Consider the following 12,873-nt stretch of genomic DNA (forward strand, 5'->3'; position numbering starts at 1 on the left):
TCAGTCCGACGCCCGCAGACAACCACAGGGAGCGAACGCATGAGTCACCGAGCCATCGTGTTCAAGGCCGAGTGCAAGCCCACGCGCCGCGCGGAGTTCATCCGTCGCGCCCAGCGCCACGCCGGCATCGTGCGCAGCGAGCCGGGCTGCATCCGCTGCGACGTGCTGGTCCCCGAGAAGGGCGGCAACACGGTCTATCTTTACGAGCTGTTCGAGGACGAGGCGGCGATCAAGGCGCACTCCGACATGCCCTACATGCCGGGCTGGCGCGACGACATCACGCCGATGCTGGAAAGCCGCGAGCCGGTTTTCGTGATCGTGACGAACGACTGAGCCCGCCCGCCGTCACTGGCTGGCGGTGATGCCGCCGTCGACGTACATCACCTGGCCGGTGACGAAGGAGGCCCCCGGCGAGCAGAAGAACAGCACCGGGCCGACGATGTCCTTGGGATCGGCGATGCGCCCCAGGGGGATGCGCTCCTGGAGGTATTTGCGGAACTCGGGGTTCTCCATGACGTGGCGGATCTGCTCGGTATAGACGAAGGTCGGCGCCACGCCGTTGACCGTGATGCCGTGGGGGGCCAGTTCCACGGCGTGCTGCCGGACCATCATCACTTGGCCGCCCTTGGTCGAGCAGTAGGCCGAATAGCCGCGGTTGCGCAACGCCAGTTGCGAGCGCACCGACAGGAAATGGACGATGCGGCCCGGCCGCCCGGCGGCCACCATCTGGCGGGCCGCCGCCTGGCCCAGGAACATCGAGGCCTTGAGGTTGACCTTGTAGACGGCGTCGAAGGCCTCCTCGGTCACCTCCAGCATCGGCTGCTCGATGTGCAGGCCGGTGCAGTTGATCAGGACGTCGAGGCCACCGCCCCATTCGACCACCCGCTCGACCGAGGCGCGGATCGATTCCACCGACGTCACGTCGACCGCCAGGCCATGGGCGCGATAGCCGGCCGCGGTCAGCGCGGCGGCCATTTCCTCGGCCTTCTCCAGCGAACGCCCACCCAGTACCACGGCGGCGCCCTGCATGCAGAGCGCCCAGGCGCAGGCCTCGCCGATGCCGCCGTAGCCGCCCGGCATGTAGACGACCTTGCCGGCCATGTCGAACAGGCCGGCCAGCTCCTTCTTGAAATCGATGACGGGCGCGATGCGCTGGGGCGCGCTCATGCCGGTGTCCCCCCCGTTTGGCCGCGACCGCGTGGCCGCGTTGACACGAGTAAAGAAATTTCCAAATATGGAGTCAATTGGAAATTCTTTTTTTGGCCGAAGGAGGCTTCCCATGGCCCTGCACCTGACCGACCACCGCGCCGGCTTCGGCCCCGGCCTGACCGAGATCACACGCATCGGCGAGGCCGAGGACGACACCGGCATCGCCTTCTCGATGCTCAGGCTCGCCGCCGGCGAAATACTGGATACCGTCGCCGGGCGCGAGACCGCCTGGCTTCTGATGGCGGGGCGGGCGACGGTGACGGCGGGCGACCTGACGGCTACCTTCGCGCGCACCTCGCTCTTCGACGAGAGCGCCAGCTGCGTGCACGTGGCGGCCGGCACCCGCGTGAAACTCGCCTGCGAGAGCGATTGCGAATTCACCGTCTACGCGGTGGCCAACGCCAAGCCCTTCGCGCCCCGCCTGTTCACGCCCGACGACGTGCCCAACGAGCACCGCGGGGCCGGCCAGGCGGGCGGCGCCTGCCTGCGCTTCGTGCGCACCATCTTCGACGGCGCCAACTCCGATGCCAACAGCGAGATGGTGCTGGGCGAGGTGATCACCCTGCCGGGCAAGTGGTCGAGCTATCCGCCGCACCACCACCCGCAGCCCGAGATCTACCACTACCGCTTCACCGATCCGCGCGGTTTCGGGCATGCCGAGCTGGGCGACGCCGTGCTCAAGGTGCGGCCCAACGACACGGTCAAGATCTTCGGCCCCAACGACCACGCCCAGGTGGCCGCGCCGGGGTATGCCATGTACTACGCCTGGGTGATCCGCCACCTGCCGGGCAACCGCTACACGGTGCCCGAGTTCACGCCCGAGCACCGCTGGACCATGGACCCCAAGGCCGCCTTCTGGCAGCCGGGGGGCTTGGCGGATTGACGCCCTGCTATTTTGGGGACACCATTGCTATTTTGGGGACACCATATTTAATTCGACTAGAATTAAATATGGTGTCCCCAAAATAGAGGCATGGTGTCCCCAAAATAGAGACCCTCCTACCGGTTGCACCCTGGCGGCCGCTCTGGCATCTTGCGGGCCCGCCCGAAGCCGCCGGAGCAACCGCCATGCAGCCGCCCAGAATCGTCGATCGGCCCGCCTTCCGCCTGATGGGCATCGCGGCCCGCACCAGCAACGCCCTCGAGATGGACCCGGCGACGGCGAAGATTCCCGGCCTGTGGGAGCGTTTCTCCTTCGAAAGCCTGCCCGGCCACATTCCCTACCAGCCGACGCCCGGCATCATCTACGGGCTCTATAGCGATTTCGACGGCGGCGCCGATGGCGCCTACACGCTGCTGGTCGGCTGCGAGGTCAAGGCCGGCGCCAAGGCACCCGGCACGCTGGTCGCCCGCGACGTGCCGGGGGCCCGCTACGCCGTCTTCACCAGCCCGCGCGGCCCGATGCCCGACATCGTGATAAACGCCTGGAGCGAAATCTGGGCGATGACGGCCCGGCAACTGGGCGGCGAGCGGGCGTTTTCCGGCGACTTCGAGCTTTACGACGAGCGCGCCGTGCACACCAAGGACGCCGAGATCGAGATCTGGATCTCGCTCAAGGCGTAGGCCGCGTTGCCAATTGGCGGTTCTCCCGCCCGAATGCTATCCTGAGGTACAGAAGCGGAGGGAAAACCCGTCATGACCTTTGGGGGGGCACGGCATGTTTTCGGCGTTCGTGAAGCGGCGGCGGTGGGCGACGGTTGTCGTCTTTCTCTTTCTCGGCCCAGTCGTCGGCATGCTCTACCTCGGCAAGGGCCGCCTTGCCTTGGCGTATTTCTCCGCGTCCCTACTTGCCTACGCCGCGCCTTGGGCCGCCGCTTATTTTTCTGTTTTGGATGCCGATCCGAAGCTGGTTGGCGATCTCCTGCTTTGGTCCCTCCATTTGCCCGGAGCGCTCCATGGCTACGTCATCGCCAAGCCCATTGCGGGAACACAGCCTAAGGCTTGGTTCGCCCGCTGGTATGCGATTAGTGGCCTTGTCCTGGTCTCACCGGTGGCGCTGGCCGTCGTGGTTCGGAGCCTCCTCTGGGAACCGTTCTACATTCCGGCCGGCTCCATGAAGCCCACGCTGGTGGTCGGCGACCACCTTTGGGCGTCGAAATACGCCTACGGCTATTCAAGGTTCTCCCTACCGTTCGCTCCGCCAGTGGTCTCCGGGCGGGTCTTCGGTCGAGAGCCCCAGCGCGGCGATGTCGTCCTGTTCAAAGTGGTAATGGACGGAAGGCCGGTCGACTACATCAAGCGCGTCATCGGCCTGCCGGGCGAGCGGATCCAGATGCGCCAGGGGCGCCTCCATATCAGCGACCGTACCGTCGCCCGTGAACCGGTTGGCACAGAAACCATGACCGGGCGGGATGGGAGCGTCCGCCAGCTTGTCCGCTATGAAGAAACGCTGCCCAACGGGCGGCGCCATCTCATCCTTGAAGAGAGTGACGACAGGCCCCTCGACAATACAACGGTCTATACCGTACCCGACGGCCATTACTTCGTGCTCGGCGATAATCGGGATTGGTCGCTCGACAGCCGAGTCGCGGAATTTGGCTTCATGCCCTACGAGAACCTGATCGGCCGCTTCGAGGCGGTCTTCTGGAACAGCGTCGATCGCAAGATCCGCTTCGAGCGGCGTCTCTGAAAGCATGGTGAACGGGGAGGGGCGCGGACGCCCCTCCTACGCCGCCTTGCCGTAGGCGTTGCCGATTTCCTCGATGTGGCGGTGGTCGGTGCCGCAGCAGCCGCCGACCACGTTGACGTGGCCCAGGCGGGCACGCAGTCGACGGTAGCGGTGGCCGAGATCCACCGGATCGCCGGCGTCCAGCGTGGTGCATTCGTCAAGCTGGGCGTGGCTCAGCATCGAGGCGTTGGCGCGGATGCCGCGCAGCCGGGAAAGCCACGGCGCCCCCGTTTCCAGCGCGTCCTCGAAATGCGTCGGATGGGCGCAGTTGATCATGTAGTAGACGGGTCCGCCGGCGGTGGCGGCGTCGACCGCCGCGATGGCCTCGCCCAGGGACTGGCCGGTCGGCAGGCGGCCGTCCGTTTCAAGCGTAAAGGAGATCACCGCCGGCATGGCCGCCGCCCGGGCGGCGCGGGCGATGCCGATGGCCTCGGGCGAGTTGGTGAGCGTGAAGGCCGTCACCATGTCGGCCTCGGTGGCGGCCAGGATGCCGATCTGGCGGACGTGATAGGCCTCGGCCTCATCGGGGGTCATCAGGGTGCCGGGGTCGTAGCCGTCGCCGCGCGGCCCGATGGCACCGCTGATGACCATCGGCGTTTGCGTCGTTTCATATTCGAAGCGGATTTCGAGCATGAGATCGACGGCCCGGCGGTTGATATCGGCCAGCGCCTCTTCGGAATAGCCGACCTTGGCGCCCCACTCGGGGTTGGCCCGCCAGGTCGGGGTTTCCAGCAGGAAGCCCACGCCGCGGGCCCGCGCCATCCGGGCGTAGCGGCGGTAATAGGCGCGCAAGGCTTCCATGCCCTTGTCGCTGTCCAGCAGGGTGAAGGCCTCGAAGCGCGGCAGATCGAAGCCGTCATGGAAGATGAGGGTGGTTTCCAGCCCGCCGTCGGACAGGAAGACGCGCCCGGAATTCTGCGGAAGATCGTGCCGGTACTTCGCCATGTCGGTCGTCCTTTGCCAGCGTTGATGGGAGCGGCCGACAATTAATACCGCGACGCACTCGCATCCAGAGTTGAAAAGGACAAAAGAAGGACAATCTGGTCAAGGAGAAGGCCGTTTGGGACACCAACGGGATGAACGGGCCATGACCGACCCGCCGAAGTTGAAGGTCGCCCTGCTCGCCACGCCGGAAACCACGGCGTCGACGGTCTACGGCATGTACGACCTGTTCTGTTCCGCCGGGCGCGACTGGGACTTCGTCGTCAACGGCAAGCCGGGGGTCCAGAAGATCGAACCCCGCATCGTCGCCGAGAGCGCCGCCACGCTGAAGGCCGCCAACGGCATCTGCCTCAAGCCCGATTGTTCCTTCGCCGACTTCCCCGCCCCCGACATCGTTTGCGTGTCCGATCTTTTCCTGGCGCCGGAAGAGGACGTCACCCGCCGTTACGCCGCCACCATCGATTGGCTGAAGGCCTGCCACGCCGCCGGCGCGACGGTCGCCTCGGCGTGCTCGGGCGCCATGCTGCTGGCCGCGGCCGGGCTTTTGGACGGCGGCGAGGCGACCACCCACTGGGCCTATTGCGAGGCCTTGGCCAAGCGCCATCCCCTCGTCCGGGTCAGCGCGTCGCGCGCCCTGGTGGCCACCGGCGACGGCCAGCGCGTCGTCACCTCCGGCGGCGGCTCGACCTGGTACGACATGGCGCTGTTCCTGGTCGCCCGCTTCCTCGGCCAGGAGGAGGCGATGCGGTTGGCCAAGCTCTATTTGCTGGACTGGCATCGCGTCGGCCAGCAGCCCTTCGCCTCGTTGGCCCGCCGCGTCCAAGGCGAGGACGCGGTCATCGGCACCTGCCAGGAATGGATCGCCGAGCGTTACGCCGACTCCAATCCGGTGGCCGGCATGATCGCGCTCTGCGGCCTGACCGAACGCACCTTCAAGCGCCGCTTCCGGGCGGCGACCGGCATGTCGCCGCTCGATTACGTGCACACCGTGCGGATCGAGGAATCCAAGCAGTTGCTGGAAACCACCGAGATGTCCATCGAAGCGGTCGCCCAGGAGGTCGGCTATGAGGACGGCAGCTTCTTCCGGCGGCTGTTCCGCCGCGAGGTCGCCGTCACGCCAGCCCAGTACCGGCGGCAGTTCGGCCCGCTGCGCAAGGCCCTGCGCGGTCCCGGGACCGCGCCGCCCGCGGCGCCGGGAGCTTTCCCGCCTTGACGCTCGGCGGGGCCGGGCGTATGGGACCGTGACGCCCGCCCTTCCGCTCCTCCTTCCCGGGCGCCGTTCCTGTGTGGAGGAAGAGAATGGTACTCAAGGAATTCCGCACCGCCGACGGTCGCCTGGTCTGTCGCGATGGCCTTGTTCCATCGCCCGGCGATAGCGCCCGCCCGGTCTGGATCGACCTGATGGAGCCGTCGCCGGAAGAGGAGCGCCAGGTCGAAGCCTCGCTCGGCATCGACGTGCCGACCCACGAGGAGATGCAGGAGATCGAGGCGTCGAGCCGGCTCTACGAGGAAGACGGGGCGCTGTTCATGACCGTCAGCGTGCTCCACAAGGCGACCACCGACGCCCCCGAGAGTTCGGCCGTCACCTTCATCCTGGCCAAGGACACGCTGGTCACCCTGCGCTACGCCGACCCCCTGCCCTTCCAGGCCCTGACCCGCAAGATCGAGCGCGGCCCCGGCCTCGGCGGCGGTTCGGCCGAAACGATCCTGATGGGCCTTCTGGAGCAGATCGTCGACCGTCTGGCCGACATCATGGAAGCCTGCGTCGCCGACCTCGAAGCCATTTCGCGCGAGGTGTTCGGCGATGACGGCAGCCGCGACCACAAGCTGGTACTGCGGCGGGTCGGCCGCGTCGGCGACCTGGCGACCAAGGCCAAGGACAGCCTGCTCAGCCTGAATCGCATGGTGCTGTTCCTGACCGCCCAGACGCGGGTCGGCAAGGAGACGCGGACCCGCCTCAAGACGCTGTCGCGCGACGTGCTGTCGATCACCGAGCACGCCACCTTCGTGGCCAGCAAGGTGACCTTCCTGCTCGACGCCACCCTCGGGCTGATCAACATCGAGCAGAACAACATCATCAAGATTTTTTCGGTGGCCGCGGTGGCCTTCCTGCCGCCGACGCTGATCGCCAGCATCTACGGCATGAATTTCCGCGTCCTGCCCGAGTTGGAATGGCCGTTCGGCTACCCTCTGGCCCTGGGGCTGATGGTGCTCTCCGCGGTGCTGCCGTTCCTGTACTTCAAGCGCAAGGGCTGGCTGTAGGCGCCGCCCTTGCCGTGACGCCGGCCATCAGCGGCCCCGCGCGCTGCCCTTCTTGATCTTCTGCACGAAGGCCGCGCCCTTGCGGCCGCCGGGCCCCTTGCCGGGATTGCCCGGGTTGTCGTGCGTCGCCCACGCCGGGCGCTCGTTGCCGCGCTCCTTGGCGGGCTTCTCGGTCTTCTTTTCCTGATCCTTTTCCGGCATGGCGTATCCTCCCGATCACAAGGGGCGCCGGCGCGCCCCGCTAGCGCCCTAGACATAGGGCCAAACGGGCTTCGGCGCAATCGGTGCAAGGGCCCCCGCCATACGAATCGCAGAAGGCGGATCGAAACAAAATCTCTCCTGCCCCCCCAGGGGGCGCAGGGGAAATGTCACTTCCCTTCGTCCCCCTCCTGAAAGCCATTGGCGATATCCGGCCGGCGGCGTATTTTTCGCCGGACGTCGGCGAGCGATGCCGCGGACGCCGAACCGGATGATGGAGGACAGCATGGCCCTGATCGACTTGCGCAGCGACACGGTAACCCAGCCGACGGAGGCCATGCGCGAGGCCATGGCGCGGGCCGAGGTGGACGACGACGGACTCGGGCGCGACCCGACGACGCAGCGCCTGGAGGACATGGCCGCCGCCATGCTGGGCAAGGAGGCGGGCCTGTTCGTGGTCAGCGGTACGGCGTCCAACCTGGTCGCCCTGCTGGCGGTGGCGCCCGAACGGGGCATCGTGCTGGCGCACCAGCTTTCCCACATCCTGAGGGCCGAGATGGGCGGTCTGGGCACCCTGGCGGGGCTGTTCTCGACCGCCATCCCCGGCGAGCGCGGGGCGATGGACCTGGACGCCCTGCGCGCCGAGATCCATCCCAAGCTGGCCCTGGGCACGCTGCCGACCGCGCTCATCGAGGTCGAGACCACCCACAACTTCTCCGGCGGCTATGCCCTGCCGCTGGATCACCTGGCGGCGGTGCAAGGCATCGGCAATGAATTCGGCGTTCCCGTCCACATGGACGGCGCCCGCATCTTCAACGCGGCCGTCGCCCTGGGCGTGCCGGCCCGCGAGATCGCCAAATACGCCGACACCGTCGGCTTCTGCCTGTCGAAGGGGTTGAGCGCGCCGGTCGGCTCGGTGCTGTGCGGGCCGGCCGCCGTCATCGGGCGGGCCCGCCTGCTGCGCCGGATGATCGGCGGCACGTTGCGCCAATCGGGCGTCCTGGCGGCGGCCGGCATCGTCGCCCTGGAGCAGATGGTCGAGCGCCTGGCCGAGGACCACGCCAATGCCCAGAGGCTGGCCCGCGGACTCCACGCCGTTTACCCCGGCATCGTCGATCCCGCCAACGTTCAGACCAACATCGTCATGCTGGACCTGGCCAAGGCGGGCCGGCCGTCGGCATGGTTCGCCGCCGGCTTCGAACGCCACGGCATCCGCGCCCGCGGCAACGATACGCCCCATATGCGGATGGTGACTCACCGCCAGGTCGCGCAGACCGACGTCGACCGCGCGCTCGAGGTGTTCGCCGCCCTGTGGAACGAGGCGAAGGTGGCCGCCTAGGCTGGGCGGAATTTCGGTGACAGGAATTTCGGTGACAGAATTTCGGTGACAGTGCACTAAATTCTGAGTCTTCGGCTGGTTGCAGGAAACCCTCGCTTCCGAATTTAGTGCACTGTCACCGAAATTGATCCGCGATCCTCCAGCGGCTGGCAGCGGGTTTCGCGCACCAGCAGCGCGGCGACGATGCCGGCCACGCCCAGCACGACCATGCTGAGGAAGGCGGTGCGGAAGGTGGCGACCGAATAGATGCGGGCGCCCTCGATCAGCCGGCCGTCCCAGTTGAGGTCCAGGAGCCAGCCCAGCAGCGGCTGGAAGACGGCGGCGATGCCCATGTTCAGCAGGTTGACCAGGCCCATGGCGGTGGCCGCCCGTTCGGCCCGGTTGTGCTCGCGCGTGAAGGCGAAGCCGACCGGGGTGGCCCCCGAGGCGATGCCGCCGGCCAGCAGCAGCGCCTGGGCCGCCAGCAGCGGCAGGCCGGGCAGGAAGACCAGGGCGGCGGTGGCGCAGGTGGTGACGGCGGTGCCGATGACCATCGGCGGCTTGCGCCGGCGGATGCGGTCGGAGAACCAGCCCATGAGGACCGAGCCGATGGCATGGCCGACCAGGAAGATCGAGGTCGTCGCCGCGGCGGCCGGCCGTTCCAGCCCGTAGGCCTCCATCATGAACGGCACCCCCCACAAGCCGGCGAAGGCCAGCATGGGGACTGCCATCGAGCCCATGATCAGCGGCAGAACCCAGTTGGCCGGCGTCGCCAGCAGGCCGCCGATCCCCCTGAACACGGACGGGCGGACGTCGATGGCGGGAGGCGGCGCGTCGTCGCGGCGGTCCCGCGCGATCGCCCAGATCAGGCCGCCGATGGCGACCGCGACGAGGGCGGCGACGACCATGGTGGCCCGCCAGCCGACGGCGCCGATGGCGGCGGCCAGGGGAGCCTGGCCGTTGATGGCACCGAACGCCCCCAACATGGTGGTGAGCCCGGTAACCAGCGCGAAACGTTCGGGTGGGAACCACACGGCGCACAGCTTCAGGGTGCCGATCAGAGCGAAACCGGCCCCGGCGCCGACCAGCAGGCGGCCCATGTAGGCGACGCCGATGGTCGGGGCCAGCGCGAACATCAGGCTGCCGGCGCCGGAGAGGACGGCGGCGGCGGCCAGTACCCGGCGCGGCCCGAAGCGGTCGATGGTGACGCCAACCGGAATCTGCAGGCCGGCATAGGCGTAGAAATAGAAGGCGGCAAGGTTGCCGAGGACCGCGCCGCCGACGCCGAAGTCGCGCATGATGTCGGCGACGGTGACGCTGGGCACCATCCGTTGGAAGAAGGCGTAACAGAAGAACAGCGCGCCGACACTCCACACCGCCCAGGGACGGAATGCGGGAGCGAGAAAGGCGGACGTTTCCGGCCGGCGATTCTTGTTCATTTTTCGCCCTTTCGGCCCGACCATAGCAGGGGGCGCGGCGGCGCAACACCCCTTTGTCGGGGCACCGGCGGAACAGCCGTGGTGAAGATTTTTCTCCCCCCGGCGGGGCGGAAACGGCTATCTAGGGAAAGATCCAAGAAAGGGGGACCGATCCGATGGATTGCGCCGAAAGCCTGTTCAAGACCGCCGTGGCGGCCGGAATCGACGTCTGCTTCGCCAACGCCGGCACCTCCGAGATGCCGATGGTGGCAGCGCTGGATTCGGTGCCCGGCGTGCGCGGCATCCTCTGCCTGTTCGAGGGCGGCTGCACCGGCGCCGCCGACGGCTACGCGCGCATGGCCAACCGGCCGGCGATGACCCTTCTGCACGCCGGCGCCGGCGTCGCCAACGCCTCGGCCAACCTGCACAACGCCCGGCGCGCCGGCTCGCCCATGATCAACCTGATCGGCGATCAGCCGACCTGGCACCGCCCGTTCGATCCGCTGCTCAATTCCGATCTCGACGCCATCGCCGGCTGGTCCTCGCCGTGGATCCGCCGCGCCGATGTGGCCGGCCGGGTCGCCGCCGACATGGCCGACGCGGCGGAGGCCGCGCAGGGCGGCGCCATCGCCCATCTCATCCTGCCGCTCGACTCGCTGTGGGAAGACGTCGTCGGCCCCGCCAACCCGCGACCGCGGCCGGTCGCGCCCGCCGTCGATGCCGGCGTCGTCGCAACTGTCGCCGCTGCCCTGCGCGCCTCGAAGTCGGCGGCGCTGTTGCTGCGCGGCCTCGCCTTGCAGGAAGCCGGGCTCAAGGCCGCCGCCCGTATCCGCGCCGCGACCGGCTGCCGGCTTCTGTGCGACACCTTCGTGCCGCGCGTCGAGCGCGGTCCCGGCCTGCCCGCCGTCGAGCGGGTGCCCTACTTTCCGGAAGCCGGGGTGGCGGCGCTCGCGGGCCTGGCCGACCTCGTGCTGGTCGGCGGCGCCGAGCCGGTCGCCTTTTTCGGCTATGCGGGCCAGCCCAGCCGCTTCGCTCCCGATGCCTGCCGCCGCCATGTCCTGGCCCGGCCCGGCGACGACGGGGTGGCGGCGCTGGTGGCCGTCGCCGACGCCTTGGGGGCGCCGGTCGAGGCGCCGGCGGAATCGCTGCCGCCGCTGCCGGCCAGCCCGACCGGACGCCTGACCGCCGAAACCATCGGCGCCGCCCTGGCCCGGGCGCTGCCGGAAGGGGCCATCGTGGTCGACGAGTCGATCTCGTGTAGCCCGCCGCTCTATGCCGCCACCGCCGGGGCGCCCCGCCACACCTACATGCTGGTGTCGGGCGGCGCCATCGGCTGGGGTTTCCCGGGCGCCACCGGGGCCGCCGTCGCCTGCCCCGACCGGCCGGTCATCGCCATGCAGGCCGACGGCAGCGGCATGTACACGCTGCAATCGCTGTGGACCCAGGCTCGCGAGGGCCTCAACGTCACCACCGTCATCTACGCCAACAACACCTACGAGATCATCAAGGCCGAACTGGCCCGCGCCGGCATCGACAATCCCGGCCCGCGGGCCAACGCCTTGGCCGATTTCCGCGATGCGCCGCTCGACTGGGTGGCACTGGCCCGCGGCCACGGGGTGCCCGGCGTCAGGGTCGAGCGGGCCGAGGACCTGGTGCGCGAGATCGGGAAAGCCGTCGCCGAGCCGGGGCCGCACCTGATCGAAGCGGCGATGTAAGCCAAGGAGCCGCCATGACGACCCGCCCCCCCGCCCGCGTCGGCGACCCCGTCGCCGCCGTCGACACCCCGGCGCTGCTCGTCGACCTCGACGCGCTGGAGCGCAACCTGCAAAAGATGGCCGCCTTCGCCAGCAAGGCCGGCGTTAGGCTGCGGCCCCACGCCAAGACCCACAAGTGCCCGCCGATCGCGCTTAGGCAGATCGCCTTGGGCGCCGTCGGCGTCTGCTGCCAGAAGGTGTCGGAGGCCGAGGCGATGGCGGCGGGCGGCATCGGCGACATCCTGGTCAGCAACGAGATCGTCGGCGAGGCCAAGGTGGCGAGGCTGGCCGCCCTGGCCCGCCAGGTTCGCGTCACGGTGCTGGCCGACCATCCCGACATGGTGGCCGCCTATGGCGCCGCCGCGCGGCGCTTCGGGGCCGAGTTGGCGGTACTAGTCGAACTGCGATCGGGCGCCGTCCGGGCTGGCGTCGATCCGGGGCCGGCGGCCCTCGATCTGGCGCGCCGCATTGTCGCCGAGCCGGCGTTGCACTTCGCCGGGCTCCAGGCCTATCAGGGTGGGGCCCAGCACATCCGCGATTTCGCCGAGCGGCGCGAGGCCAGCGAACGATGGATCGCCGCCGTCGCCGCCACCAAGACATTGCTGGCCGAGAACGGCCTCTCCTGCGAACTCGTCACCGGGGCCGGCACCGGCACCCACGCTTTCGAGGGCAGAAGCGGCGTCTTCAACGAGATCCAGCCCGGCTCCTACGCCGTCATGGACGCCGACTATGGCCTCAACCGGGACTCGGAGGGCGGCTTCGTTGCCGACTTCGAGAACAGCCTGTTCATCCTGACCACGGTGATGAGCCGGAACTTCGCCGATTTCGCGGTGGTTGACGCCGGGGTCAAGGCCGGCAACATCGACCAGGCGATGCCCACCGTGTGGGAGCGGCCGGGCCTGACCTACGTGTCGGCGGCCGACGAGCACGGCGCCATCAAGGTGGCGACCGGCGGCAACGCGCCGCATCTGGGCGAGAAATTGCGCCTGGTGCCGGGCCATTGCGACCCGACCATCAACCTGCACGACTGGATCGTCGGCGTGCGGCACGGCACGGTCGAGGCGGTGTGGCCGGTGGCGGCGCGCGGCGCCGTACTTTAGGGAC

At 68.7% G+C, this 12,873-nt stretch carries 13 protein-coding genes; 9 read left to right on the top strand and 4 right to left on the bottom strand.

All coding sequences use genetic code 11. The features are described from left to right. The first annotated feature begins 39 nt into the window (after positions 1–39). Positions 40–333, top strand: a complete 294-nt coding sequence (locus tag ODR01_RS15155) for a putative quinol monooxygenase (RefSeq protein ID WP_316978524.1) — start codon at positions 40–42, stop codon at positions 331–333. 12 nt (positions 334–345) lie between these two features. On the opposite strand, the gene ODR01_RS15160 is transcribed toward ODR01_RS15155, so the two are convergent. Then, positions 346–1,167, bottom strand: coding sequence for an SDR family NAD(P)-dependent oxidoreductase (locus tag ODR01_RS15160; RefSeq protein WP_316978525.1), 822 nt, complete (start codon positions 1,165–1,167; stop codon positions 346–348). A 112-nt stretch (positions 1,168–1,279) separates the two neighbouring features. Between ODR01_RS15160 and ODR01_RS15165 the strand changes: the two genes are divergently transcribed. From ODR01_RS15165 to lepB, 3 genes are all read left to right on the top strand, one after another. Then, a complete protein-coding gene (locus ODR01_RS15165) occupies positions 1,280–2,092 on the top strand; it encodes a 5-deoxy-glucuronate isomerase (RefSeq protein ID WP_316978526.1) in 813 nt (270 codons plus the stop codon). 185 nt (positions 2,093–2,277) lie between these two features. Beyond that, positions 2,278–2,772 carry a GyrI-like domain-containing protein gene (locus tag ODR01_RS15170; protein WP_316978527.1) on the top strand — a complete coding sequence of 165 codons (495 nt, stop codon included), beginning with the start codon at positions 2,278–2,280 and terminating at the stop codon, positions 2,770–2,772. A 94-nt stretch (positions 2,773–2,866) separates the two neighbouring features. Next, positions 2,867–3,838, top strand: coding sequence for a signal peptidase I (lepB, locus tag ODR01_RS15175; RefSeq protein ID WP_316978528.1), 972 nt, complete (start codon positions 2,867–2,869; stop codon positions 3,836–3,838). Between the two features lie 36 nt (positions 3,839–3,874). On the opposite strand, the gene ODR01_RS15180 is transcribed toward lepB, so the two are convergent. Beyond that, on the bottom strand, positions 3,875–4,822 hold the full coding sequence (locus ODR01_RS15180) for a homocysteine S-methyltransferase family protein (RefSeq protein ID WP_316978529.1): 948 nt from the start codon (positions 4,820–4,822) through the stop codon (positions 3,875–3,877). 142 nt (positions 4,823–4,964) lie between these two features. Between ODR01_RS15180 and ODR01_RS15185 the strand changes: the two genes are divergently transcribed. Then, positions 4,965–6,032 carry a GlxA family transcriptional regulator gene (locus ODR01_RS15185; RefSeq protein WP_316978530.1) on the top strand — a complete coding sequence of 356 codons (1,068 nt, stop codon included), beginning with the start codon at positions 4,965–4,967 and terminating at the stop codon, positions 6,030–6,032. Positions 6,033–6,118: 86 nt separating this feature from the next. Next, entirely contained in the window at positions 6,119–7,081 is a 963-nt protein-coding gene (gene corA, locus ODR01_RS15190; RefSeq protein WP_316978531.1) for a magnesium/cobalt transporter CorA, read from the top strand. 27 nt (positions 7,082–7,108) lie between these two features. On the opposite strand, the gene ODR01_RS15195 is transcribed toward corA, so the two are convergent. Beyond that, entirely contained in the window at positions 7,109–7,282 is a 174-nt protein-coding gene (locus ODR01_RS15195; RefSeq protein WP_316978532.1) for a hypothetical protein, read from the bottom strand. Between the two features lie 283 nt (positions 7,283–7,565). Between ODR01_RS15195 and ODR01_RS15200 the strand changes: the two genes are divergently transcribed. Then, on the top strand, positions 7,566–8,618 hold the full coding sequence (locus ODR01_RS15200) for a threonine aldolase family protein (RefSeq protein ID WP_316978533.1): 1,053 nt from the start codon (positions 7,566–7,568) through the stop codon (positions 8,616–8,618). A 104-nt stretch (positions 8,619–8,722) separates the two neighbouring features. On the opposite strand, the gene ODR01_RS15205 is transcribed toward ODR01_RS15200, so the two are convergent. Next, positions 8,723–10,036, bottom strand: a complete 1,314-nt coding sequence (locus tag ODR01_RS15205) for an MFS transporter (RefSeq protein ID WP_316978534.1) — start codon at positions 10,034–10,036, stop codon at positions 8,723–8,725. A gap of 155 nt (positions 10,037–10,191) precedes the next feature. On the opposite strand from ODR01_RS15205, the gene ODR01_RS15210 reads away from it, so the two are divergent. Together ODR01_RS15210 and ODR01_RS15215 are read left to right on the top strand one after the other, a co-directional pair. Continuing rightward, on the top strand, positions 10,192–11,730 hold the full coding sequence (locus tag ODR01_RS15210; protein WP_316978535.1) for an acetolactate synthase large subunit: 1,539 nt from the start codon (positions 10,192–10,194) through the stop codon (positions 11,728–11,730). Between the two features lie 14 nt (positions 11,731–11,744). After that, complete coding sequence (locus tag ODR01_RS15215; protein WP_316978536.1) at positions 11,745–12,869, top strand: DSD1 family PLP-dependent enzyme; 1,125 nt, start codon at positions 11,745–11,747, stop codon at positions 12,867–12,869. Positions 12,870–12,873 lie beyond the last annotated feature (4 nt).

The organism is Shumkonia mesophila (assembly GCF_026163695.1).
In the GTDB taxonomy this organism is placed as follows: domain Bacteria; phylum Pseudomonadota; class Alphaproteobacteria; order Rhodospirillales; family Shumkoniaceae; genus Shumkonia; species Shumkonia mesophila.